17 protein-coding genes and 6 pseudogenes are annotated in these 24,170 nt (G+C 59.3%); 14 read left to right on the top strand and 9 right to left on the bottom strand.

The annotated features are described in order from the left end of the window. Positions 1 to 254: 254 nt before the first annotated feature. From ACRARE_RS21085 to ACRARE_RS21050, 8 genes and pseudogenes are all read left to right on the top strand, one after another. Positions 255 to 1,535, top strand: coding sequence for a Rieske 2Fe-2S domain-containing protein (locus ACRARE_RS21085; protein WP_008335543.1), 1,281 nt, complete (start codon positions 255 to 257; stop codon positions 1,533 to 1,535). A 118-nt stretch (positions 1,536 to 1,653) separates the two neighbouring features. Next, a pseudogene (locus ACRARE_RS21080) lies at positions 1,654 to 2,838 on the top strand (alpha-hydroxy acid oxidase). Positions 2,839 to 2,939: 101 nt separating this feature from the next. Continuing rightward, on the top strand, positions 2,940 to 3,878 hold the full coding sequence (locus ACRARE_RS21075) for a PDR/VanB family oxidoreductase (RefSeq protein WP_027246169.1): 939 nt from the start codon (positions 2,940 to 2,942) through the stop codon (positions 3,876 to 3,878). Then, positions 3,868 to 5,040: a Gfo/Idh/MocA family protein gene (locus ACRARE_RS21070; RefSeq protein WP_027246168.1), complete on the top strand. Its 1,173-nt coding sequence runs from the start codon at positions 3,868 to 3,870 to the stop codon at positions 5,038 to 5,040. Before ACRARE_RS21075 ends, ACRARE_RS21070 begins: the two co-directional genes overlap by 11 nt. A gap of 11 nt (positions 5,041 to 5,051) precedes the next feature. Further along, positions 5,052 to 6,044 carry an ABC transporter substrate-binding protein gene (locus tag ACRARE_RS21065; RefSeq protein ID WP_027246167.1) on the top strand — a complete coding sequence of 331 codons (993 nt, stop codon included), beginning with the start codon at positions 5,052 to 5,054 and terminating at the stop codon, positions 6,042 to 6,044. Between the two features lie 14 nt (positions 6,045 to 6,058). Continuing rightward, positions 6,059 to 6,499, top strand: a complete 441-nt coding sequence (locus ACRARE_RS21060; protein ID WP_008335528.1) for a hypothetical protein — start codon at positions 6,059 to 6,061, stop codon at positions 6,497 to 6,499. 27 nt (positions 6,500 to 6,526) lie between these two features. Next, a complete protein-coding gene (locus tag ACRARE_RS21055) occupies positions 6,527 to 7,462 on the top strand; it encodes an EamA family transporter (protein WP_027246166.1) in 936 nt (311 codons plus the stop codon). Positions 7,463 to 7,646: 184 nt separating this feature from the next. After that, positions 7,647 to 8,747, top strand: a pseudogene (locus ACRARE_RS21050) (IS3 family transposase). 34 nt (positions 8,748 to 8,781) lie between these two features. Here ACRARE_RS21050 and ACRARE_RS21045 read toward each other — a convergent pair. Then, positions 8,782 to 8,886 (bottom strand): annotated as a pseudogene (locus tag ACRARE_RS21045) (transposase); the annotation flags it as partial. Positions 8,887 to 9,178: 292 nt separating this feature from the next. Here ACRARE_RS21045 and ACRARE_RS21040 point away from each other — a divergent pair. Next, positions 9,179 to 10,003: a universal stress protein gene (locus ACRARE_RS21040; protein WP_008335508.1), complete on the top strand. Its 825-nt coding sequence runs from the start codon at positions 9,179 to 9,181 to the stop codon at positions 10,001 to 10,003. Positions 10,004 to 10,122: 119 nt separating this feature from the next. Here ACRARE_RS21040 and ACRARE_RS21035 read toward each other — a convergent pair whose 3' ends face one another. Then, on the bottom strand, positions 10,123 to 11,484 hold the full coding sequence (locus tag ACRARE_RS21035) for an ISKra4 family transposase (RefSeq protein WP_432658384.1): 1,362 nt from the start codon (positions 11,482 to 11,484) through the stop codon (positions 10,123 to 10,125). 165 nt (positions 11,485 to 11,649) lie between these two features. Between ACRARE_RS21035 and ACRARE_RS21030 the strand changes: the two are divergent. From ACRARE_RS21030 to ACRARE_RS21020, 3 genes and pseudogenes are all read left to right on the top strand, one after another. After that, positions 11,650 to 11,814 (top strand): annotated as a pseudogene (locus ACRARE_RS21030) (IS110 family transposase); the annotation flags it as partial. A 390-nt stretch (positions 11,815 to 12,204) separates the two neighbouring features. After that, positions 12,205 to 13,058 (top strand): annotated as a pseudogene (locus ACRARE_RS21025) (IS5 family transposase). 149 nt (positions 13,059 to 13,207) lie between these two features. Next, complete coding sequence (locus ACRARE_RS21020; RefSeq protein WP_239368551.1) at positions 13,208 to 14,647, top strand: hypothetical protein; 1,440 nt, start codon at positions 13,208 to 13,210, stop codon at positions 14,645 to 14,647. Between the two features lie 346 nt (positions 14,648 to 14,993). On the opposite strand, the pseudogene ACRARE_RS21015 reads toward ACRARE_RS21020, so the two are convergent. The 4 genes and pseudogenes from ACRARE_RS21015 to ACRARE_RS21000 all read right to left on the bottom strand — a co-directional run. After that, positions 14,994 to 15,518, bottom strand: a pseudogene (locus ACRARE_RS21015) (IS110 family RNA-guided transposase); the annotation flags it as partial. A 59-nt stretch (positions 15,519 to 15,577) separates the two neighbouring features. Next, complete coding sequence (locus ACRARE_RS21010) at positions 15,578 to 16,429, bottom strand: TniQ family protein (protein WP_081731462.1); 852 nt, start codon at positions 16,427 to 16,429, stop codon at positions 15,578 to 15,580. Continuing rightward, a complete protein-coding gene (locus ACRARE_RS21005; RefSeq protein WP_007803215.1) occupies positions 16,366 to 17,244 on the bottom strand; it encodes a TniB family NTP-binding protein in 879 nt (292 codons plus the stop codon). The genes ACRARE_RS21010 and ACRARE_RS21005 overlap by 64 nt, the downstream gene beginning before the upstream one ends. A gap of 90 nt (positions 17,245 to 17,334) precedes the next feature. Further along, positions 17,335 to 18,267: an IS5-like element ISRhba5 family transposase gene (locus tag ACRARE_RS21000; protein WP_007803217.1), complete on the bottom strand. Its 933-nt coding sequence runs from the start codon at positions 18,265 to 18,267 to the stop codon at positions 17,335 to 17,337. 251 nt (positions 18,268 to 18,518) lie between these two features. Here ACRARE_RS21000 and ACRARE_RS20995 point away from each other — a divergent pair, with 251 nt between their 5' ends. Next, positions 18,519 to 19,361 (top strand): hypothetical protein, encoded by an 843-nt coding sequence (locus ACRARE_RS20995; protein WP_007803218.1) that lies wholly within the window; start codon positions 18,519 to 18,521, stop codon positions 19,359 to 19,361. Between the two features lie 58 nt (positions 19,362 to 19,419). Here the strand turns inward: ACRARE_RS20995 and ACRARE_RS20990 are convergent, their stop codons facing one another. The 3 genes from ACRARE_RS20990 to ACRARE_RS20980 form a co-directional block, all read right to left on the bottom strand. Then, positions 19,420 to 19,989 carry a VapC50 family PIN domain-containing toxin gene (locus tag ACRARE_RS20990; RefSeq protein WP_432658383.1) on the bottom strand — a complete coding sequence of 190 codons (570 nt, stop codon included), beginning with the start codon at positions 19,987 to 19,989 and terminating at the stop codon, positions 19,420 to 19,422. Next, positions 19,986 to 20,450, bottom strand: coding sequence for an excisionase family DNA-binding protein (locus tag ACRARE_RS20985; RefSeq protein WP_007803221.1), 465 nt, complete (start codon positions 20,448 to 20,450; stop codon positions 19,986 to 19,988). The genes ACRARE_RS20990 and ACRARE_RS20985 overlap by 4 nt, the downstream gene beginning before the upstream one ends. Positions 20,451 to 20,599: 149 nt before the next feature. Further along, positions 20,600 to 21,667 (bottom strand): helix-turn-helix domain-containing protein, encoded by a 1,068-nt coding sequence (locus ACRARE_RS20980; RefSeq protein ID WP_007803223.1) that lies wholly within the window; start codon positions 21,665 to 21,667, stop codon positions 20,600 to 20,602. 299 nt (positions 21,668 to 21,966) lie between these two features. Here ACRARE_RS20980 and ACRARE_RS20975 point away from each other — a divergent pair, with 299 nt between their 5' ends. Next, a complete protein-coding gene (locus tag ACRARE_RS20975; protein ID WP_008335691.1) occupies positions 21,967 to 24,138 on the top strand; it encodes a ParB/RepB/Spo0J family partition protein in 2,172 nt (723 codons plus the stop codon). The last annotated feature ends 32 nt before the right edge of the window (positions 24,139 to 24,170 follow it).

Here is a 24,170-nt window from a genome sequence, read left to right as displayed (position 1 = left end):
CTGGCCCGCATCGGCGATCACAAGATCAACCGCCTCGACGAGCTGTTGCCGTGGAACTGGGCGCCGATCGCTCAGGAGGCCAAGGCCGTCGCCTGATCTGCGGTCCTTACCGGCCGGTTACGGTTTTTCTTACTTGTGAGGTGAAGGGAATATCGCTCTGACCATTGACAGACTAAACTTAGAGAGCTAAGAATAATGGCGTTTCCCAATAAAATTTCGCAAATTCTGATGCGGCGACCTGTGGAGGAGATTCAATGCTTACACCTGAAGAAAATGAACTGCTGACGCGCGTGACCGGTGATGCACCGATGGCACGTCTTATGCGTCAGCACTGGACCCCTGTATGCCTGATTGAAGAAGTGGAAGAGCCCGACGGCAAGCCGCTTCGTGTTGAGGTGCTCGGGGAAAGCTATGTAGCGTTCCGCGACACCAAAGGGCGTCTTGGCCTGCTTGATGAACTTTGCCCGCACCGCAAGGCATCGCTGGTCTATGGCCGGAACGAAGAATGCGGGCTGCGGTGTCTGTATCACGGGTGGAAAATGGATGTTGATGGCAATGTCGTTGCCATGTCTTCCGAACCCGAAGGTAGCCCCCTTATGGATAAGGTGAAGCATCGCTCTTATCCTGTGAAAGAATGGGGTGGTTTCGTTTGGGCCTGGCTGGGTGACAAAGAAGATATGCCTGAATTCCAGCCGCCGGCGTTTGCCCCGCGCGAGGATTCGGCGATCGCTATCCTTAAAATCCGCATTCCCGCAAACTGGGCGCAGATCCACGAAGGTCAGATCGACAGTGCCCACTCGTCCTCGCTGCACTCGTCGGACATGGTTCCGGCCCGCGTGGAAGGTGCTGCTGCCGATGAAAAATCCTGGTACCGTCCCTCGACGGACAAGTCTCCGCGTATGCAGACAGAGACAACCAGCTACGGGTTCCACTATGCTGCAATCCGTACGCCGATCAAAAACGCGGCGACCCATAACTATATCCGTGTGACCGAATTTGTTGCGCCCTACTATTCGTTGATCCCACCGAACAACAACTATCGTGTGGCGGCCGTTATCGTGCCGATCAATGATGAAGAGACCGCGTTCCACTTCATCGCTTGGGATGGCCCGAATGTGCCGTCGACCGAAGAATGGCGCAAGTTTACCCATGCTGTTCCAGGAGTGGATGTTGACGACAAGTGGCGCTGCCTGCGGACTGTCGAGAACGACTTCTTGCAAGACCGTGATGCCATGAAAGAAGGTAACTTCACTGGGATCAAAGGTATTCCGAACCAAGATATCGCCATGTGGGTGTCGATGGGCGCGCGCGTTCAGCGCCATACCGATGTGCTTGGTGCTTCGGACCTGGCTATCGTCGAGTTCCGTCGCTTGATGGCGGATGCCGCCAAGAAAGTGGCAGAGGGTGGCAAAGCAATCGGCACCGATTATGAAATCCCGCAAAGCATGATCAACTCTCATGAAGGCGTTTATCCGAAAGATGTGGATTGGCGCACCTTGCTGAATACTTCGGGCAAAACAGCCGCAGCTGAATAACCGGTCCGACGTTTGCAAACAGATCCGCCCGGGGCCGCATAGACCTTGGGCGGATTTTGATTCTGGCCCTGAGCATGGTTGGTGGCCATGTTGAAATTGGCAGGAGGCAGGAGGCCGGATGCGGCAAGAAGTAAACATCGAAGATTTTCGCACCCGAGCCAGGCGGAGTTTGCCCCGTGTGGTATTTGATTTTCTGGATGGTGGTGCCGAGAGCGAAATCACGCTGCACAGGAACCGTAGCGCATTTGATGATATCCGACTCAAGCCACGTATTCTCAAGGGTGGGGATGTCGATCTCTCTGTCACGCTGTTCGGTCAGAAGTATGCGGCGCCTTTCCAAATCGGACCAACCGGCCTGAACGGGCTTTATTGGCCAGAAGGGGACTTGCACCTTGCAGCCGCAGCAAAGCAGGCCGGGGTCGCATTTACGGTTTCGACAGCGTCAAACACGACTATGGAAGAAATCGCGTAGAAAAATAATTGGCCACTTTGGTTTCAGCTGTACCCATGGGGCAAAGAAGCATTTTCCAATGCATTGATCGAACGGGCGTCGGCTGCGGGCTACAGTGTTCTTGTAATCACTGTCGACTCGTTGGTGGGTGGCAAAAGAGAGAGGGATTTGCGGCATGGTTTCGCGCATGAAATCCGCATGAGCCCCTCTGTCGTATTGGACGGATTGTTGCATCCGAGATGGTTCAAATCCGTATGGCTGAGCCAACATAGGCCGCGACTGCAAAATCTGGCGGCCTTTTAGGGGGATGATGTCAGCGACAAGGCGCTTGCCGAATTTACGCGGGCGCAACGAAACCCGAATTTTTCCTGGGACGATGTAAGGCGTCTTCGGAAGCTGTGGCAGGAGCCACTTGTGATTAAGGGGATCATGTGTGCTGAGGATGCAATGGCCGCACAACGCGAAGGCGCTGATGGGGTGGTTGTTTCCAACCACGGTGGCAGGCAGCTTGATGGAGCTCCGGCGACGATTGAAATTCTTTCAGAGATTGTGTCCGTCTTGGACCAACATATGACAGTTTTGCTTGATGGTGGTGTTCGGCGCGGCAGTGATATCGTCAAGGCGCTTGCGTTGGGGGCGGACGCTGTGCTGCTGGGCAGGGCACCTCTTTACGGCCTGGCGGCGCGGGGGCGTGCGGGGGTTTCCAGCGCGCTTTCGATTCTCGAAGACGAGATGCGCAGGACCATGATTTTTACGGGATGTCATGGCGTTTCGGACCTGTCTGAAGCAGGGGTTGTCATGTCGGCCAAGGATATTGGCGGACGAGAAGACCGTTTAGGGCCAAATATGTGATTTCTAGACACAATTAGCGCGTGGCTGGGCGGTGCGTCCAGTTGACATCTTGAACTTAGCTATCTAATTATATTTCGGAAGCGAACGGACGGGAGGACCCCATGGAGCAGATCAAAATGCGCGTCGAAAAACGGCGCGATCTGACACCTACTATTGCAGAATTCACTTTGGCTCCGGTTGGCGGCGAGTCCCTGCCAGAGTTCAACCCAGGTGCACATATCACGATCGAGACACCATCGGGTGCTATGCGCCGATACTCTCTGGTAAATGATGGGAGCGACCCAAAAGAATATGTGGTCGCCATCAAGCGAGAGCCGCAGTCGCGCGGGGGGTCTGCCTCCATGCATGAGCAAGCTGTTGTCGGGACAGAGTTGAATATCGAGCACCCGGAAAACGATTTCCCGCTGACGGATGTGCAGAAATACCTCTTGATTGCCGGCGGTATCGGTATCACGCCAATCTATTCGATGGCGCGTTATCTGGATAAGAAAGGTAAGATGCTTCGGATCATTTACGTAAGCCGGAGCGCGGAAGAATCGGCCTATCTTGATGAGCTGATGAAAGATTTCGAAGGCCGGATCATCGTGCACCACGATGACGGCGATCCGAACGCTGTCTATGATTTCTGGGACGATCTGGTGACGCCGCGCGCGACCCATGTCTTCTGCTGCGGACCCAAACCGCTGATGGAAGAAATCAAAGCTTTCTCGGGTCACTGGCCCGAAGGCCGTGTCCACTTCGAGGATTTCAAGCCTGTTGATGTGGTTCGTCAGGATGACGTTGCTTTCGAAGTCGAGCTGAAGAAAAGCGGCCAAACGGTTACTGTTCCTGAGGATCGTTCTATCCTCGAAGCACTGCGTGATGCTGGCTTCGCAACAAGCAGTTCTTGCGAAAGTGGCACGTGCGGTACTTGTAAAACCCGCCTACTGGAAGGCGAGGCAGATCATCGTGATATGGTGCTGATGGAAGAAGAAAAAGGCAGCCAGATCATGATTTGCGTTTCGCGCGCCAAATCCGGGAGGCTGGTTCTTGACCTCTGATCCCGTTCGTCTTGGCGTGGCGGGGCTTGGGCGTGCTTTCATGCTCATGGTGCCTTCGTTTGATGCCGACACCCGTGTGAAGCTGACGGCTGCCGCCGCCCCAAGGGAGGAAAGCCGCGACGCATTCGAAAAAGAGTACGGTGGCACAGGGTATGCCACCGTCGAGGAATTGTGCGCAGACCCTGACGTTGAGGCCATTTACATTGCGACGCCGCACCAGATGCATGTGGATCATGTGTTAGCTGCGGCGCGCGCGGGCAAACATATCCTTGTCGAAAAGCCGTTGGCCGTTTCGATGGAGGATGCCGAAGTAATGGTGTCCGCAGCCAAGGAGGCTGGGGTGCATTTGATAGTTGGGCCGAGTCACAGTTTCGACCCGCCGGTTGAATTGGCCACGCAACTTATTTCCAGCGGAAAGTTCGGTCAGTTGCGCATGATCCAGGCCTTTAACTATACGGACTTCCTCTATCGTCCGCGTCGCCCGGAAGAGCTGCGAACCGAAGAGGGTGGGGGCGTGCTGTTCAGTCAGGCGATCCACCAGATTGATGTGGTTCGCAGGCTTGCCGGCGGCATGGCCGAAAAAATTTATGCCATGACGGGCGCATGGGATCCCAAGCGCCCGACCGAGGGCGCATTCACTGCACTGATGAATTTTGCCGGGGGGTGTGTCGCGAACATGACGTACTCGGGCTATGCGCATTTCGACAGTGATATCTGGATGAACAATGTCGGAGAGCTTGGACAGCGTAAATCAGAAGGGGCTTACGGTGGAGCAAGGCGTGCTTTGCTGGATCTCAACCCTGATGACGAGGTCCGGCTGAAAACTACACGAACATTCGGCAGCGGCACGACGATTGAGGCTGAACATAACGAACATTTCGGTCCGGTGATCGCGCTTTGTGACCGTGCCGATCTGCGACTGACCCCGGATGGGATAGAAGTGTTCGGTGACACCGAACGCGGCTTTATCGAAGCCAAATTCGGACCGGCACCACGCAGAACCGTTCTGGATGCGCTGGTGGATGCCGTGCGTCATAACAAGGCCCCCGACCAAACAGGGGAATGGGGGCTGGCAAGCCTGGAGGTTTGCCACGCGATCTTGCAATCCGCAGAGACCGGACAAGCGGTCGATCTTCAGCGGCAATGTAAAACAAATCACTAGGAGCCGACAGGATGAGCAATCTCAAACTTTCCCTTGCAATGGGTAACTATGACCGCACACGGGCAATCGTGGATGGGCGTGTTCAGATCGACGGAGTAGACCCGGTTCCGATGCTGTTGTCGCCGGAAGAAATGTTCTTTCGCGCGTTCCGCCACGAGGCTTTCGATATCAGCGAGATCTCGCTGTCGTCCTATTCGATTTCGGTTGCCCGAGGGAATCCGCATTATGTGGCAATCCCGGTCTTCCTGAGCCGTGCGTTCCGTCACACCTCTGTCTATATCCGCACGGACAAAGGGATTAACAAACCAGAAGACCTGAAGGGCAAACGTATCGGTATCGCCGAATATCAGCTTTCAGCTAACGTTTGGGTGCGTGGTATCCTGGAAGAGGAATATGGCGTTAAGCCCTCGGATATCATCTGGGTGCGCGGCGGCATGGACACACCCGGCCGGCCTGAAAAAATCAAGGTTCAGTTGCCCGATGACATTCGTATGGAGGAAGCCCCAGAAGGTAGCACGCTGAACAGCATGCTTGAAGCGGGTGAAATTGATGGCTTTATCGGGCCGCGCTGGCCGCGTTGCTTTGCTGAACGTCATCCGCATGTTGGGCGACTGTTCGCAGACAGCATTACAGCGGCGGAATATTACTTCGAGAAAACCAAAATCTTCCCGATCATGCACGTACTGGGCGTACGCCGGAGCCTGGCAGAAGAATACCCGTTCTTGCCCGCGGCATTGCTCAAGGCATTTACGCAGTCAAAACGGTTGGCCGAAGAGGCCCTTTCGGACACATCTGCCACCAAGGTGACGATGCCCTTCGTGGAGGACAATCTCAACCGTGTCCACGCGCTGATGGGGGATGACCCTTGGAGCTATGGCGTCAGTGGAAATGCGCATGTGCTCAACAAGTTTTTGGACTACCACGTAAGCCAGGGCTTGTCGCCGCGCCGTGTGGAGATCGAAGAGCTGTTCCATCCGTCGACCCTGGAAGCCTATAGCCTGTAAGAGGAATGCCGAGAATGGAAGATTATCAACCTGGCGACATTGTTGAGATCGAAACATCTGCTGGTTTGGCTTATGTGCAGCTTACGCATACGCATCCCAGCTATCCCCCGGTCGTGAAGTTCTTGAAAGGCCCATTCCAGAAACGGCCCGAAGCTGTAACCGTTCTGGCACGCGAGGCCTCGCCCATCGCGATGGTGCCTTTGAGTGGTGTTCTGAAAAAGCTCGGGCTGAAACACGCCCGGGTGGGTACGGTTGAAATTCCCCGTGCTGAAAGGGAGTTCCCAATTTTCAGAATGCCCATTCGGGATAAGAAGGGCGAGATCATTTACTGGTGGTTCTGGGATGGCAAGGGGCTGACATACACGACAGAGCTTATGCAGCAGCAGGAAAAGCTGCCCATGCGTGAAATCATGTCGGCAGAACGCTTCCTGGATCAGCTTGTCGCGGATGAATAGCGCCGCTCTTGTTGCCCGATTAGACCAATGACTGCTGGCTTTGGTGGTCTGATGGCCGCGTTTGGTGCGTTTTGTTATGCGCTTAGCTCGGTCGCAATTGCCAAAAGCTCTCAATCCGCCCAAGGGCGCGGGAATGATGTTCTGCTGTCAGTGTTGATGACAGGTTTCGTTTCCGGTGCCCTTTGGCTGGTTTGGGGGCCAGAGCTGCCTTCTGTTAGCCAGCCCGTACTGATCGGGGTGGCCTATTTTGTGCTGGCGGGTGTTCTGGGGAATGTGGTTGGCCGCCTGACGTTGTTTCGGTCGGTGGAGCTGGCTGGCGCGATCGAGACAGGCTTCATCCGGCGTCTGATTCCTGTTTTTGCAGCGATTTTCGCATTTCTCCTGCTTGGAGAGGTGATTACGACTTCTATTGTGATTGCGTTTATTCTGGTGACAGGTGGCGTGTTGATCATGATGACTCGCAAGTCCGCCAAGGCGGTATCGACCCTGGTCTCTACGGAACCTTCGCCACAGGACAGGACCAAGGGTCGGGTTTTGGCGCTTGGCTCTGCTGCGGGTTATGGTGGCTCCTTCGTAGCGCGCAAACTCGCGATGCAGACCTTGCCTGATCCGCTGGCCGGGGTGTTCATTGGTGCGTTGACGGGATTGGTATGGTTCGTTGGGTGGGGGCTTTTTCGATTGCGTGGCCGGGTAGGGCTTTCATGGAGGTTGCATAAGCCAAGCGGGTGGCAATTGCTGGCTGGTGGTGCGATGACAATCGGACAAGTCGCACTGTTTTTCTCGTTGATGTTCACCAGTGTGACCGTCGTTGCCATCATGTCATCTATCGAGATGTTCTTTGCAGCCTGGCTTGCTGGGCATATCTTCAAAACCGAAAGACGGCCTGGCCCCAGGTTCTACATTGCGGCTGCTCTGGCTGCGACGGGGGTCATCATCCTTGCGATTGCTCCGACGCTTGAGTGAACGCCGAGGGACGGTCAGCTATGTGAAAGGTTGCTGATCAGCTTGTCCATCGCCGCAAAGAAGACGGTAAGTTCGTCTTCGTCAAATCCCTGGGATGCTTGATTTGTTGCAAGGCGGGCCGCCTGCATTGATCCTCGCACACTGAAGTGGTCCGCCGTTATGTTTAGGAAAATGGAGGATCAGAATGGCTACGAAGAGACACAAGCCGGAAGAGAATGTCACGAAGCTGCGGCAGGTTGAAGTGCTTGTCGGGCAAGGCATGTCCCGGGTGGATGCGATCCGCAAGGTTCGCATTACAGAGCAGACTTATTATCGCTGGCGCAAGCAGTACGGGGGTATGGGAACCGACCGGCTCAGGGAACTGAAGCGCCTCCAGAAAGAGAACGAACGGTTGAGAAAACCCGTCTCGGATCTGACGTTGGACAAGCTGATCCTGGCGGAGGCGCCAAAGGAAAACTTCTGAGCCCCGCTCGCTGCCGTGCCTGCATCGATCACGTCCGCACCCGGTTCCATCTGTCAGAGAGACGCGCCTGCCGTGTCCTGGGGCAGCACCGATCCACACAGAGGAAAGTGCCGCATGGCCGTGCCGATGAGGAGCGTCTGGTCGCGGACATGATCGAACTGGCGCGGCAGTATGGCCGCTACGGCTATCGTCGGATCGCCGCTTTTCTGAGACATGCGGGCTGGGAGGCGAACGACAAGCGGGTCGAGCGCGTATGGCGGCGAGAGGGGCTGTAGGTGCCAATGAAGCAACCGAAGAAGGGACGGCTCTGGCTGAATGACGGATCCCGTGTCCGGCTGCGCCCTGAGTATCGCAACCACGTCTGGAGCTATGACTTTGTCCACTGCCGGACGCTCAACATCCTGGACGAGCATAGCCGGGAATGCCTAGCGATCAAGGTGAAGCGCAAGCTGAACTCGGATGACGTGATCGATGCCTTGAGCGACCTGTTCATCATGCGGGGTGTGCCGTCTTACATCCGGTCTGACAACGGCCCGGGGTTCGTGGCTCAGGCCGTTCAGGATTGGATCAGGGCCGCCGACGCCAAGACTGCCTACATCGCGCCCGGGTCACCTTGGGAGAACGGCTACTGCGAAAGCTTCAATGCCAGGTTCCGCGATGAACTGCTCACGGGAGAAGTCTTCTACGGCTTTCGGGAAGCGGAAATCCTGATCGAGCAATGGAGGAAACACTACAATACCAAACGACCACATAGTGCCTTGATATCGCCCACCCGCCCCGGAAACCATCGCTCTGATGGACCCGAGACCGGTCATGCACTAACAATCAAACCGGACCACGCAGGTGGGGCTGATCATGAACTGATCCCATGCTCTCGGCACACAACCGCCTTCGAAATGTCGCTCTCCTGCTTCTTCAGGATCGCGATGATCTGTTCTTCGTTGAACCGTGATCGCTTCATTCTTCCGTCTCCTTCGTTGGGACGGATTCTACCTCAAAACGGAGGAGGAAACGGGTCTCAGGTCAGACATTCCGTTCCTCGACGAGATTGAAGCGAACAAGAAAGGGTGATCAAGCATCCTGCACTCCTCATGAAGCGGAATGTAGGGCTTGTATCACCAGGGGACTGGGCAGCTTGCTTGCCCAGTCTTTTCTTTGTCGGGATGCAGGGCGTGTACTGTTCCTCATAAAATCATAGACTTCTAAGATTGTGATTGCTAGTTTGCCTATGAAGTTCGAATTGTGAGGATAAAATGAGCATCAAGAACATCCTTATTGCACATTCCGGTAGCGCAGGCTTCCCAAGCAGCGTTAAGCACGCGGCAAAAATCGCCGCAAAGCACGATGCATGGCTGACTTGTGTCTATGGGAACGCATCCTCGTATTTCGAGCATGTTCTTGGTTTGACAGAAGATCTTCTCGACAAGCTTGGCAGTGCAAGAAACGAGAAAATTGCAGCAGCACGTGATCTGTTCCAACAGGCGGCTGCCGAGGCAGGCCTTGCAGAGCGGTCCCGCTTTATTATGCCGAATGAGATTGGCAAAATGAACTTGCCAGAGCTGGCGCGAAATTTCGATTTTGTCGTTACCGGCTATCATTCCAACCTACCAACAGATGAGTTTCGGGTCGTCAGCCCGGATATGATCTCATTGCAGAGCGGCCGACCCGTTCTTGTGGTTCCGAATGGATATTCTACGGATCAGCTTGCATCGCATGCACTTGTCGCATGGGACGGAAAGCGTTCTGCGGCCCGGGCGCTCAACGATGCAATGACGATCCTCGAGGAAAAGCCGCGTCGGGTGACAATACTAAGTGTTGGGTCTAGCTTTCCGAAAATGCCGGAGGGGGCGGATATCTTGACGCATCTGAAGCGTCATAATGTCGACGCAGAGCATGTTATCCGTCCAAAAAGCAAGGGCGGTATCGCCGAGGTTATTCAAGAGACGGCCAGAGAACTGGACGCAAAGTTAATCGTGATGGGGGCGTACGAACATAGCAAGTTCTCTCAAGACCTTTTTGGTGGTGTCACGCATGAGGTAACGAGGACCAGTAAAGTTCCGGTTTTTATGTCTCACTAGTACCCTGGCGAGGTATGTTGAGGATTGGTGTCGCTTCCTGCCGGGAATAGTTGTCAAAACTTCGTGGCGGGGCATGGCAATATCAATCACCGCCAAAGGGAGTGGACAGAACATGGGGGTCATGCGGCGCGTTTTCTGTTTGCGACGGTCAGCCGACCATCGAGAACTGCGGCCCTTGTGACGGCTACTCGGTGAGCCCCTTTGGGCGACCACCGCATCCTTCTGCGCTTTCCCATGCGGGCATTGGCAATGTCATCGACTGATCCTTCGGCACGAGATGACGAGATGGGCAGCCCGTTACGGTACCGTCGGCCATAGTCGACAAGGGATTCCATGTTGTTCGCGAGATAGGTGTACAGTGTCCCGCATCGGGCCTGCACACGAGCGGCAGCGGTGCGGACAGCCAAAGGTTCTTCCGCAAGGCGGGTGCAATCGTGCATGAGCCCTTTCAGATAAGTTTCCGCGACCCGTGCTCTGCCATGCCACAGCCACCAGCGAAGGCTTTTCGCGGGGCGCTGGAACAGCACCGGAATTCCAGTGAATCCCGGTATCTGGACCAGACCCTGAACGGCGGCCTCGACATGTCGAATACGCATCGAGATGTGCCACCAGTCGAGGATATGCTTCACCTGGCCGTCGCCACCCATGGCATTCCGTATGAGGTTCGGGAGAGCAAGCTCGCCATCAGAGATTACCGTCAACAGACGGCCCGGCTTCCATCCAAAGTCTGACAGCTCTTCTCGCATCCGGCTGCCTGGCGATGCCGTCGCATTGGCGACCAAGCCAAATCGTCGGCACATATTGCGACTTTCAATCTTACCGACCACAAGATCCAGGTGTCGCTGCTGATGCTCCGGTCGACAGCGGATATGCGCACCGTCCAGAAAAACCGTCAAACCCCCTTTGGGAAGTGCTTCAGCGGGATCGCCTGATGCCCTTCGACTTTTCTCGAGCCCCGCGGCTACTCTTCCCAACCGGTCACGCACCGTGGTGTGATGGGGCGGATGGCAGGGGAGGAAGCTTTTCATCAGCCGCGCGGCTTCGCGAAAGGAATGCCGGGACCCGAGTTCCGCATGGAGCCGCTGCAGCTCCGGGGTAGCCCGGTCAGGAAAGAAATAGGCCAGCGGAGAAATAGGTCCGCCGGGCATCGCCGCTGACCTGGCATCACACGAACAGCGGCGCAAGCGCGCGGCTTTGACCCGAACCCGCCCAAAGAGCGTGTCGAGATCGCGCGTGCGATAGTCATGAATGGCACGAACCGAGGCGCAATCCGGGCATACGCGGCTTTCTCGAATGATCTCATCGACCTGATCGTAAAGGATTACCCTCTGGATCTGTTCGAGGATCCTTTTCCCATCCTCGAGGCGCAGCCCGATCCCGTCTGGGCAGGTCACCCGGTATGGTCGAGAAATGCCGTCAAGCTGATGAGTGCGCTTCTCCCCGTTGTCGAAGGTAGTTTCGATTGTAATCCGTACGTCCATGGCAGCCCCCCATACAAAGAGCTTACCTTAGCACAGGCCAGATCACCGACGACGACCCCCATGTTCTGTCCACTCCCGATTTAAAGGCAAAATATCATATTTAAGGGCAAAGCAAGGCCGTTGATTTCGTTGGATTTCTCATCTCACAATTAAGGGCTACGCGACAGGCATGTTCATGCCGCTGCCCGGCCGGGCACATGGCTTGGCGAGATGCTGACGCGCAAGCCGCCGATGCTGGTGCGGGTCGCGCTGGCGAACAAAATGGCGCGGATCGTCTGGGCGCTGATGGCCCGAGGCGGCGCCTACCAGTCTCCGACCGCTGCGGCGTAAGCCGTCACTGGTCGCGAGGACGTCGGAGCGGAAGAGGGCAAGGAGACGTTTGGCGCACGGTCGTGAGACGGGATCGGGAGAACCAGAGCGCAACAGAGTGCCATCGAGCACGCGGCTTTGATCTGGACCCGACCTGCGAACACCATACGGGCCCGCGGCGTGATGATGGCCGCAACAGAGGCCGGATACATGTCAGCACCCGACACCGCGCGAAACTGATCCAGAAACCCTCTTGCGCAAGGGGCGGTTATACATGTTGCGCAAATGCTGTGAAGGTTTCACCTTGCGAATCCAGTCTGTTAGTCAGGCTGCATGAGCAGACCCATACCCCCGACCTACAAGACCAGGAACTGGCCAGCCTACAATGAAGCAGTCAAGCGCCGGGGCTCGCTGACGATCTGGTTTGACCCCGAGATGAGCTGGGATGCCGCGCCGACAGGCAGGCGTGGCCGCCAGCAGACCTACAGCGATGCCGCTATCCAGACGTGCCTCTCGATGAAAGTGCTGTTCGGCATGGCGCTCCGGCAGACGACCGGGTTCGTCGAGAGCCTGCTACGGCTGGTCGGCCTGAACTGGACGGTGCCCGACTTCAGCACGCTATCTCGCCGCCAGAAGACCTTGGCCGTGAACATCCCCTACCGCGGCTCCAAGGGGCCGTTGCACCTGCTGATCGACAGCACCGGGATCAAGGTCGAAGGTGAAGGCGAGTGGCACGCACGCAAGCATGGCGGCCCGAAACGGCGCGTCTGGCGCAAGCTCCACCTTGGGATCGATGAAGAAACGTTGGAGATCCGGGCCGTCGAAGTCACCGGGAGCCACATCGGTGATGCGCCCATCCTACCCACCTTCTCGACCAAATCCCGCAGGACCAGGAAATCGGTAGCGTTACGGCTGATGGCGCCTACGACACGCGCAAATGCCACGATGCGATTGCAGATCGCGGTGCCCATGCCGTCATCCCGCCCCGCAAGAACGCGAAGCCCTGGAAGACGATCACCGCCGGAGCCGTGGCGCGAAATGAGGCCCTGCGCGCGGCGAAATACCTGGGCCGCGCGCTCTGGCGACGATGGAGTGGATACCACCGCCGAAGCCGCGTCGAGACAAAGATGCATTGTATCAAGTTGCTGGGCCAGCGGCTCATGGCACGGGACTTCGATCGACAGGTCGCCGAACTCCAGGTCCGCATCGCCGTCCTGAACGGCTACACCGCGCTCGGAATACCCGTCACGGAAGCTGTGGGATAAGTCCGTCCGGGGAAAGGGGAACCTCGGCCTTAAGCCGATTTGTGCATCAGAGCCCTTGACACTAATAATTAGCTATCTATGTTTTTCCCGGCGATGGTTCCCCGGAAGAGGAGCCGGATTTCATCGCTGCATCAAACTGGAGGAAATTCATGTCACGGACAGCCAATTTGGTCGGCCCGCGTTCGCGGACCGGAATGGTGGTGCTTTGCCTCGCTCTGACCGCGGGCTTCGCCCCGCTCGCGTCGGCGCAGGAGCAGCCCGCCTTCAACGAACATGCGGGAACCCTGCCGGACGGGACGGCATGGCTGATCCGCGTGCCCGAGAACTGGAATGGTCGACTACTCAGGGATCTGGATTTCGCCAGCAACGTTTCGGTCGCGTCAGCGGTCCAGCGGTATGACGACCTGCTCGGTCGTGGCTATGCCTTCGCCGGGCTCGCCCGGCACCCGCTGCGCCTGTGGCAATACGATCCGCAGCGTGAAATCCTGAATCTACAAGCTGTTCAGGACATTTTCACGGACCTGGAGCGCGCTCCTGACATGGTGCTGCAATACGGCTGTTCTGGCGGAGGGCTCGACAGCCTCGCTTCGGCCGAGGATTACCCGGACAGGATCGACGGTGCCGCCGTGCTTGCCGCCCATACGCCGGTCTGGATCATGAGCAGTTTCCTGGACGGCTGGTTCGCCATGCAGACCCTGCTGGGCGAAAGCTATGAGGCCGCTGGGCACGGTCCGGCCAGCGATCTCGCCATCGTCGGCCTGCCCAATGCCGGAGCGGGTGGCGAGCGCAGCCTTGACGCGATCCGTGCGTCCTGGATGGCCGCCATCGAAACGGCGGGCGAAAGCCCGGAGGGCCGCGCGCGGCTGGCGCTTGCCTTCGCCATCGGACAGTGGTCGCCGTGGATGGTCGAGGGGACCGAACTACCCGACACCGCGGATGCCGGCGCCATGGCCGACATGATCGTGGCCTCGGCGCTGCGCATCGGCGGTAATGTTGGCGGGTCCTCGCGGCTTCTGTTCGAAAACGCCGCATCGGGGCAGCAACTTTCCGGGAACGAGGGGGTCGACTATGCCGCCTTCTACCAGAATGCCGCACCCGCGATGGCGCGGACGGTTGAGGCGCTCTACGAACAGGCCGGTTTGGACCTTCAGGCCGACATTGCCAGGATCGACGCCGCCCCCCGCATCGCGGCCTCGGATTATGCGCGCGATTTCTGGGCCGCAGACGGGCGCACGACGACCGGCGATCTGCAGGTTCCGGCGATCCGCATCCACATGCTGGGCGACTGGGCCATTCCCTACACGCTGATGGAAGGCTACGGCGCGCTGGTGCAGGAGCAGGGTACCGGCGATCTGTATCGGCAGTCGCTGGTCCAGGGCACGGGCCATTGCGAGTTCACGGCTGCCGAAAGCACGGCCATCGTCGAGACCCTGGTCGAACGGATCGAAACGGGCGCCTGGCCCGAGACATCGCCCGAGGCGCTGAACGCCGCAGCCGAGGCGCTGGAAACCGGGAGCGCCCCCCGGTTCATCGAACACGGTGATTGGCGCGTGGCAGCCTATAACCGGCCCTGGGTTCCGGCAGAATGAGCCGATGGGGAACTGGCGCTGCGCCGGTTCCCCCACAGGTCCGGTGGCGCAAGTCATTGGTGGACCGTCGCCAACGCGCAGTGGGCATCTCTGGCGAGGGCAAGTGTTCCCATGTCTGGACGACCCCTGCTGCGCAAGCTGGGAATTGACGCGCCTATGCCGAAAGCAGTCATGTCTACGGCCTTTGTGGTGCGGTCTAGCCGCTGGCCCAGATGAAGTCCGCGGATCGGGTCCCAATCAAAATTGCGCGCTTTCTGCGCCTTGACCCCCTGGGGTGTCCCGATCCCCGGTTCGACCGGTTTGTCATCTCTTCTCAGCTTCACGCATTCCGTCAGCGGTTCCGCGCTCAGGAGACAGGGGCCGCGTAGATCTCGTTGCGGCGCAGGAGCGCCCAAGCGATCCGGGCAGTCTTGTTGGCGAGCGCGACCGCAACGACTTTCGGTCGCTTGCGTGCTTTAAGCCCAAGCATCCAAGCCTTGCCGGCATCGCCCTGCCTTGCAAAGCGAAGCACCGCAGTCGCGCCGGAAACGAGCAGTCGCCGGATATATCCATCACCCTGCTTGCTGATCCCGGTCTGTCGATCCTTGCCACTGCTTGAGTTCGCCCGTGGCGTCAGGCCTAGCCAGGCCGCGAACTGTCGTGCCGAGCGGAACAGGCTCGGATCCGGAACATTTGCAGCAATTGCGCTGGCGGTGATCGGTCCGATACCGGGAATGGTCGCCAGTCGCCGGCTCGTCTCGTGCGTCCGGTGCCACTCGAGGATCCGTTTCTCCAGGGCCTCAGCCTGATCGGCAATCGCCTCCGCTTGGCAGATCAACGCATGGATGGCAGCCGCAGCATGGTCAGGCAACCGTTCCTGGTTCTCTCGGAAGTGGGTGTCGCCTTGCCCTTAAATCCGAGACACGGCGCGTTTTCCGGCCTTTCTTGCCCTTAAATTTGAGATGAGGTGGCTGAACCGCCGACGCGTAGTCGCATCCGCTGAGCAATCTGGTCGACGGTTGCAAGCAGTCGGGGCTCCTTATCGTAGGCGCGAAGCAGGGCAACTCGTGCGTAGACGTCGATGTCCATGCTGCACAACGCAGCCTTTACCAGTGGACGTGATTGGGCGGAGGCAATGGCGGCAAGGCAGAAGAGCCTTATGTTCGGGCGGGGGCTTTGAAGCGCGAAGAAAGGGTCTCCACATAAAGCTTTGAGTCCCATCGCGAAGGTGACCGCCCGCATGGCTCGGCGTAGTTGACGCGCGCTGCCCGACACCGCGACACGCTCCAGGATCCGTGCCCCCCGGCGGGCACGATCAACCAGCTTTTCGGAGACCGCTGCGCCATTTTGCCTGTCGGCCTTTGGAAGAAGCCGGGCACCACAAATCTGGCAGTCGAACGCCCAGGCCCTACGCCAGTGCCTGAGCTCAAGGCCGCCATCAGCGCAGCTTGTGCAAGCCTGGAACGGCACCTGTGCGGTCAACCGCATCTCTGCTTCCGGCATCGCCGCGAAAGTCATCGACGACACGAACGCTGGATCGAAGCGCGCCGCAACGGAAATCCTATCCGCGGCCAGCATGTCGAGATCAAAATCAAGGGCTGCAGCATATTTTGCGTCGATCCCGATATGGGCGAGCAGGTCTGCTACCTCGCAATGATTGGAAGCGGCCAGTCGCGATAACCAACCAGAAAGCAACTCGTCCGGCACTGGCGTCACCGATATCGGCAGCGGGATACACGTCACGCCCCAGATTTCTCGAGCCGTCGCTGAGCGTTTGCATGGCGCGACCAGACCGGTGTCCATTTTGCGATGGCATCATCAGTGACGCACTCGTCACCGCTGATGATCGCGTCGATGGACAGATCCTTGACCAAGGCAAAGATGCGGGACGTCACCCCGCCAGTTAATGCGAGGATCTGCTTGAGCGACCGCACTTGCAGATTGGATTTCTTCTCCAGCGGCATGGCCGCGATCAATGTCTGGATCATATCCGAAAACTCGGCATCATCGCGCCAATTCGGCAGGTGGTGTTCATCAAGCCGACGGGCCAGTTGGACATCGCCGCGAATGGCATCGACGGCTTCGCTGACACCGTAGCAGACCAAAGATGCCTCCAGCTCGTTGCTGAGATACCTCAAGACATTGAGGAACCGGCGCTGTTCCCTATGCGTGCCCGCAAGAAGGTTGTGGACTTCGTCGATCATGATCATCCGCAGCCCGAGGTCGCGCAAAAGGCCCACGACCCGAACTTCCAGCGAGGCAACACTCTGCGCCTTCAGGCTCAGCGTCGACGACGGGGCTCCGACGGCTGCGAGGATGTGCATATAGAACCGCCGCTCATCAGGAGCGGGTGGCGCCTGCAACAGAAGTAACGGGGTGTGGGTGACGCCCGACTCCGGATCATACTCCGGCGCATAGCGTCGCGACAGGTTGCGGGCGATCATTGTTTTGCCGATGCCGGACGCCCCATGCACCAGAAGGCCAGGCATGCGGGTCTGCCGCGACATCTCAATCAGACCATGCAGCCGGTCCAGCACTTGCTCCGCTCGGGGAAAGCCGATCCAGATGTCCGATTGAATGAGGGCGATGCGGCCGTCGTCTTCAGTTTCTGCCCTCAATTCACCAGCGCTCCACCTTGAACATGGGGCGCGATGGGCGTTGTTGCAGAAAGTCGGCCTGAGTTGTGAGTGCCCCTTTCCCATTCAGTTTCATGCCACGCGGACGACGTGGGCGGTGCCGAGCGCGTTGAAGCGATTGACAAGGGCGACCCGGATGTGGATTTCGGCGGTTTGGCGATCTGGATCCCGCGCGGCGATGCGCTCACCGAAGGCCTTCAGGCATCGCATCTTGGCCTCCACTCGGCTACGGGCGTGGTATCCGGTCCACCGCTTCCAGAATGCCCGACCGTAGTGACGCGTGGCGCGCAGGGTTTCGTTGCGCGCCTTGGCAGCCGGGCAGTCCTCTTTCCAAGCTCGACCGTTCCTTCGGGTCGGTATGATTGCCGTGCCACCGCGTGCGATGACGGCGCCGTGGCAGCGGCGGGTATCGTAGGCACCATCCGCGGTCACGGTGCCGATGTCCTCGTCCTCGGGGATCTGGCCCAACAGGTCCGGCAGGACTGGGCTGTCGCCTTCCCGGCTAGGGGTGAACTCGACGGCCCGGATATCCGAGGTGGCGATATCCATCGCCAGATGCACCTTGCGCCATTGGCGGCGGCCCTGAACGCCATGCTTGCGGGCCTGCCATTCGCCGTCGCCAAGAAACTTGATGCCGGTGCTGTCCACCAGAAGATTCAGCGGCCCTTCGGCACGGCGATAGGGGATCTGCACCTTGAGGGTCTTCTGTCTGCGGCACAGCGTCGAGTAGTCCGGAACGGGCCAGTCTAGCCCTGCCAGGCGCAGGAGGCTCGCGACCATTCCGGCTGTCTGCCTGAGCGGTAGCTTGAACAGAACCTTGAGCGACAGGCAAAACTGGATCGCGGCATTCGAAAAGACCGGCGGGCGCCCTGGGCGTCCCTCATGCGGCGCGTGCCAGGTCATCTCCTTGTCCAGCCAGATCAGCAGCGATCCGCGCTTCCTGAGCGCATCGTTGTAGCTGGACCAGTTCGTCGTGCGGTAGCGGGCGGGCTTGGGCTTGCTCATGCAGATCGTCTAACCGCATGGATTCCCGATGTGAATCCTTCACCGACTGAGTTCTGCAACAACGCCCAGTGCATCACCCAAAAAAAGGGAAACGACGCCAGACCGAGAAGCCTGACGCCGCGCTAGAAAAAAACCCCTGAACACGGTTCTTCTAGCGCAGTGTCCGAACCCCTGCAACCAGCAAAGTGTTTTTGCTGGCAAGAATGTTGTTTGCTCTCGACATGGCATCGTCTCTCTCAGGAGATACGACCATGGAACCAACGACTGGCCTGATCCTAAGGCGGATCACGCAGACAGACCTCTCTGTTTCGGCGCACAAACTGGCCACGCTCATCCTCGACGGAATTGCGTGGAAGGACGGGTATAACGGCCTGCCCCGCGGCACGGCTGCCTTCACCCTGTCCTCTCTGGCAGCGAAGATGGGCGTCTCGCGCCAGTACCTGAGCGTTCTGCTGAGTGAGCTTGAAACTTCTGAACTGAAGCTTGAGCGCGAGAAGTCGAACGGCAAGTTCGCCCCCTGGCTCTTCCGCTTCGCGGCCTTTGACGACGGCGAACAGACCCACGATCTCGTGTCAGACGGAGACGACACATCACTATCTAGAGAAGAATCTAACAAAACTATATTCACAGGACAGATCAACATTGACGGTTGCTCGAACGTGTTCCGAACATGCTGGGCCGAGCTGATCAAGGCCGCGAAGAGCGCCCTACCCTGCTGGAACGTCGATACGCAAGTGATCTGGGAACGCTTCCTTGCCTTCAACCGGGCCCGTGGGAACAGCAAGGTTCCGGCCGGTTTCCTGCTCGGCTTCATGCGCCGGTGGCGCACCTCGCTTGGAGAAGCGACGCGCCCACCGGCTCTCCCCGCACCACAGCCGGTTCAAGAGCCACGAGAGCGCGAGCTGCACGAACAGATCAAGGCTGCGCCAAGCTCGAACCGCCAGTTTCACGCGTCAGACCTGTGTCGCGTCATAGGGCAAGCGGCGTACGATGCGCGCATTGTCGCCGTGATCCGGCAGTTCGGTTGCCCGAGGTTCACTGCTACGCTTGCAGTCCACGGGCGTGCAGTCCTGGCGGGCGAAATCTCGCGGTGATGATGGATCGGGTGCCACAACTCTGGCCAGAACGTATTCAGTCAGGGCAGTTCTGGGATCAAAGCAGGTCGGCGAATTGCTCCAGGTCGGCAACCGTGGCGACCAACCCCTGCTGTGTCAGGATCGCGAGATACTCGTCGACGCTTTTGAGCGGATTCTTGAGGCGCGCGCGAACTTTCCGCAGCGCGGAACAGACCAGACCGGGCGCGAGAGACAGTTGGTTCCGGAAAAAGTCGTCAGGGTGTTGGGTCTCGATGCCAAAGGGCGCAAGTGCCGCTGGTGGGAAGTCCTTCAGGTTCTGCGTGACGATCGCGTCACAGCGCCCAACGATTGCCGCCGCCAGAACGTGCCGATCGTCAGGGTCCGGCAGTGTTAGGGCCGGCACCAATGCCTCGTAGCCGGTGACCAGACAGTCGCGTGTGGCCCTGTCCATCAAGTCGCGAGTTCGTTCCAGCGCGGCGCGCTCCCGATGAGGTTCATTGCGCAGAAGCGCATCAATCCACTCCCGATGGATATCGGCCGTCCACTTGGCCTTGAAAAGGTCTGTGACCGCCAACTGCATCAGTGCATCGCGCATCGGCGCGGGATAAAGGACGTTCGCATCGAACAGGACCGTGTTCTGGCTCATTTCGAGCGGTAGCCCATGTCCTGCTCTTGAGCGTCGGCGGCCAGTTGATCGAGCGCAGCTTCACGCTCGGTATCGATCGCGGCCTTGTAGGACATCACGTCTTCCATGCGGACGCGGCGATGCTTGCCGACCTTCCGATGCGGTATGGCACCATCCTCGAGCAGCTTGATCAGGAACGGACGCGAGACGTTCAGAACCTCAGCGGCCTGTACGGTCGAGAGTTCGGCGTTCTCGGGGATGATGGTGACCCCCCGCCCCGCTGCCATCGCCTCGAGGATCTCCATGAGCAGCGATACGGCGCCCGCAGGAAGCTCGATCGGCTCCATCTGCTCGGAGTCCGTCACACGAAGTTTCAACGGCGCGCGCGCCTGGGCGAAGCGTGACAATGCCTGGCCAGAGACGCGCGCAATCGCTGCGTCCTGCGGCGTGGGCGGAAGATGTCGGTGTGCCAGCATGTTCATGGTGGTCTCCTCTCCGGTTTCTGTTCTCTACCACCATATATGAAATAAGTGCAACAAATGCATTAAGTGTTGGTGAGTTTCTGCGCGCCCTGCCGCGTGCTCGCGGTTATCGCTGCTGTCGAGTGAGCGGGTGAGACCCACGCTAACCTTCAGTTTGTCGCCTTCCACATCCTGAACCGCCCCTGTCCTGTCACCTCGCGGATCAGACCCCGCTCTTGCATCCATGCAAGGTTGCGCTGAACAGCGGCGCGACTGGCACTCGTCAGGGCCTGGGCCATTGGCGCAGAGACGAGCGGCCATTCGGTCAGCACTGCGCGCAAGGCCGGCGGCGTCCTGCCCGAGAGCAATGTCATTTCGGCTTCCGCCCGCGCCGACCATGCCTCGATATCGTCAAGGTGCCGCACCGCGGTCAGGCACGCGGCTTCCATCCCGTATAGCCAGCGTTCCAGACGTTCGAACGGTGAACCACCGGCTCGTAGTCCCCCTGCCCCGCCCATGGCCAGAGGCGTGAAGACTGCGCCTCTTCCATCGCTGGCCGCGATCCGCGCAGCTGCGACAGCCGCTTCCATACGGTCGTCGTGCTGCCCGAGCCCCGCGAGGCGCCAGAGGTGAAAGCCCGCGCAAGCGCGAGTGATCGGGTGCAGGTCCGTGGCCTGCCCCATCAGATCCAGCCAACCGCTCGCGCGATCCACGAACGGCTCGGTCTCATCACTGATGTTCTCGGGGTCGCGACGGTCGAGGAAGGCGGAAAGGTCCTGCTCCGGTCCCGGTCCACCCGTCAGTCGCCGAATCGCCCATCCGACTCGCGCCAGCGCCGCCGTGTCGTCCTGGACACCGGACAGGCGCAGCGAGATCCAGAGCGCCAGCCGGTCTTGGCTGATGCGGTCACCGGTGTGCCAGCTCAAATCTGCGGCCTCCATCAGCGCAAGCCGATGCCGCCATCCTTCCGGTCCGCGCTTCAACCGGTCGTCCAGCGCGCCGACGCGACCGGCCACACGGGCAAGACGCGCGGCCTGCCCGCCCTCTGCCTTCCGCCATTCGTCGAGGACCTCGGTTTCACGCGGTTCGGCCCGTGGTCCCGGCGGCAAATAGTCCGGCTCGTCGTCCATCGGACCGGGCAGAAACCACAGGTCGTCCTCAGACGCCTGTTCGACCTCCTCAGCATAAATGCCGAGCGCGTCGGATTCATCATACAATGCGGGGGTTCCAGGCCTCATATGCGCAAAATACAGCTATTTTGAGCTTTACCCAAGGGTTTTATCAGAGTGCGTTTGTACACCTTACATAGCACGCGCGCGCGATGGTCCGCGAGACCTCCCTGATCGCGCTCTGCGTATGGAAACCAAGGGCTTTCTGATGAACAGCGCCACAGAGCGCGCCCTTGCATTCATTTACAAACGGTCGATTGGTGACGTGATCCGCAATTGGAAAAAGCCAGAGAAAGGGAAGCCCGGGTGCCGGGCTTGATAGGATAGAGAGAGTCTCATCCGGGTCCGGCGTAACAAGGACCCTGACCATGGCCAAGACCTCAACCCGCCCGAAACCCGCCACCGTGAAGAAGACAGAAGCCGCCGCATCGGCAACGGCAGACGGAGCGACCGACATTCGTCTGATCCCGCTCGACCAGCTGGAGCCCAGCCCGCTCAACGTTCGCAAGGTGGCGCCGAGCGCCAGCGTCGAAGCCGAGCTTCTCGCAAGCATTCGCGAAACCGGCATCAAGCAGAACCTGGTGGTTCATGCGCTGTCTGAGACACGTTTTGCGGTTGATGCCGGCGGTCGCCGCCTCAAGGCGCTGAAGCAGCTCGCCGATGACGGCGTGATCCCAGTTGATCACCCCGTGCCCTGCCTCGTCGAGGACGAGCGCAACGCCATCCTCACATCTACCACGGAAAACCTCCAGCGCGCGGCGATGCACCCGGCCGACCAGTTCGAAGCTTTTGAGGCGATGATCGCCGAGGGGCGCAGCGAGGACGAGATCGCGCTGAAGTTCGGCGTCTCGGTCGACCTGGTGCGACGTCGTCTCAAACTCGCCCGTGTCGCGCCCGAGATCATCGAACAATTCCGTGCGGGCGATCTGACCCTCGAATGCGTGATGGCTTTCACGCTGACCGACGACCATGACCGCCAACTGGCAGTTTGGAACGCGGTGAAGGGCGGCTATCACATCCACCCACAGAGCATCAAACGCCAGCTGACTGAGACCGCGCATTCGGCGAACTCGGCCCTCGGGCGCTTTGTCGGCATCGAGGCGTATGAGGCGGCAGGCGGCGTTCTGCTGCGCGATCTCTTCGACGATCGTGCCAGCGCCCATATGGAAAACCCCGAGCTCCTGGAGCGCCTCGCCATCGAGAGGCTGCAGGCTGCGGCCAAGACTTTTGAGGGGATGTGGAAATGGGTCGAGGTTCACCTCTCGGTCGACTACGGCGCGTTTCGCAGTTTCGGGCGGGTCTATCCGCAGGATGTCGATCCCGATCCGGACTTGCTCGCCGAGGAGGAACGTCTCATCGCCCGCGAAGAGGAATTGGCGGCGCAGAACGACGGCGAGGATTGGTCTGAGGCGGAGACGGAGGAATACTACGCAATCGAGCCGCGTTTGCGCGAGATCGAAGCCCTGCAGCGCGAACGGCAACCGTACGCGGACGAAGATCGTGCCATCGCGGGCGTGGTTCTGACCATCGGTCATGACGGGGCGCTACGTGTCGAGAAAGGCCTCGTGCGACCAGAAGATATCCCCGCTGCGACCGAGCCGGGCGAGGATAGTGCTGAAGCGGGTGATGCCCCATCCCCTGCCCGCCCGCACGTGACGCCGCCAACCTCCTCGACGCCGGTGCCAACCTCCGATCCGGCGGCGACCTTGCGCAAGGCGGATGGGATTTCGGCGAGCCTCGCCGACGATCTGCGCGCGACGCGTCAGCACATCCTGCGGGCGCATCTGGCGGCGGATTTCGAGGTGGCGTTCGATGCGATGCTCTACGCGCTCTGCGAACAGGCTTTGGGGCGGTCCTACAACAACGAAGCGCTCGACATCTCGATCCGGCCTTTCCAGGCGCAAGACCGCGAGGTGCTGCATGCGGATACTGTCGCCCAGAAAATGCTCGAGGCACTGGAACAGGACCTCGCCACCGACTGGATGAAGCTCGAGAAACCAGAGGACTTCCGGGTGATGTCGGCGCTGCCTCTTGCCGATAAGCAGGCGCTTTTCGCCTGGGCGACGGGTCTGGCGGTAAAGCCGCAGCTCTCCTCCGACAATCGCCCCTCCCCAATCATCGAGGAGATTGGCGCGCGGCTTGATGTCGATGTGGCGGCCTGCTGGCGCCCGACCGCGCAAAACTACTGGGGTCGAGTCAACAAGGGCCATGCAGTCGCGACTGCGCTCAAGCTGATCAGCGAGGACTACGCCGAAGATCGCAATCGCGAGCGCAAGGGCGATATCGCGGCCGCGATGGAGCGGGCTTTCGCGGAAACCGCCGGCGAGACGGAAGGGTTCGGCGCGGCGACGGTTGCGAAGACGACGCGCTGGCTGCCCGACGGGATGGCGTTTGCCGGTGCGATGGACGCTGACGCCGACATGGGTGACGATGTGCCCGAGGCCGAAGAAGGCGACCAGCCCGCCTCAGATACTCAGATCGATGCCGAGAACGACGAACCGTCGTCCTTGCCAGCCTTCCTCAGTGGGGATGCTGCCTGACGAAGCGACCACCGACCTGAACCTGACATGAT

The organism is Pseudooceanicola aquaeponti (assembly GCF_050897975.1).
Taxonomy (GTDB): Bacteria; Pseudomonadota; Alphaproteobacteria; order Rhodobacterales; family Rhodobacteraceae; genus Pseudooceanicola.
The sequence above is the reverse complement of the archived record's forward strand: the minus strand, read 5'-3'. Positions and strand labels throughout refer to the sequence as shown.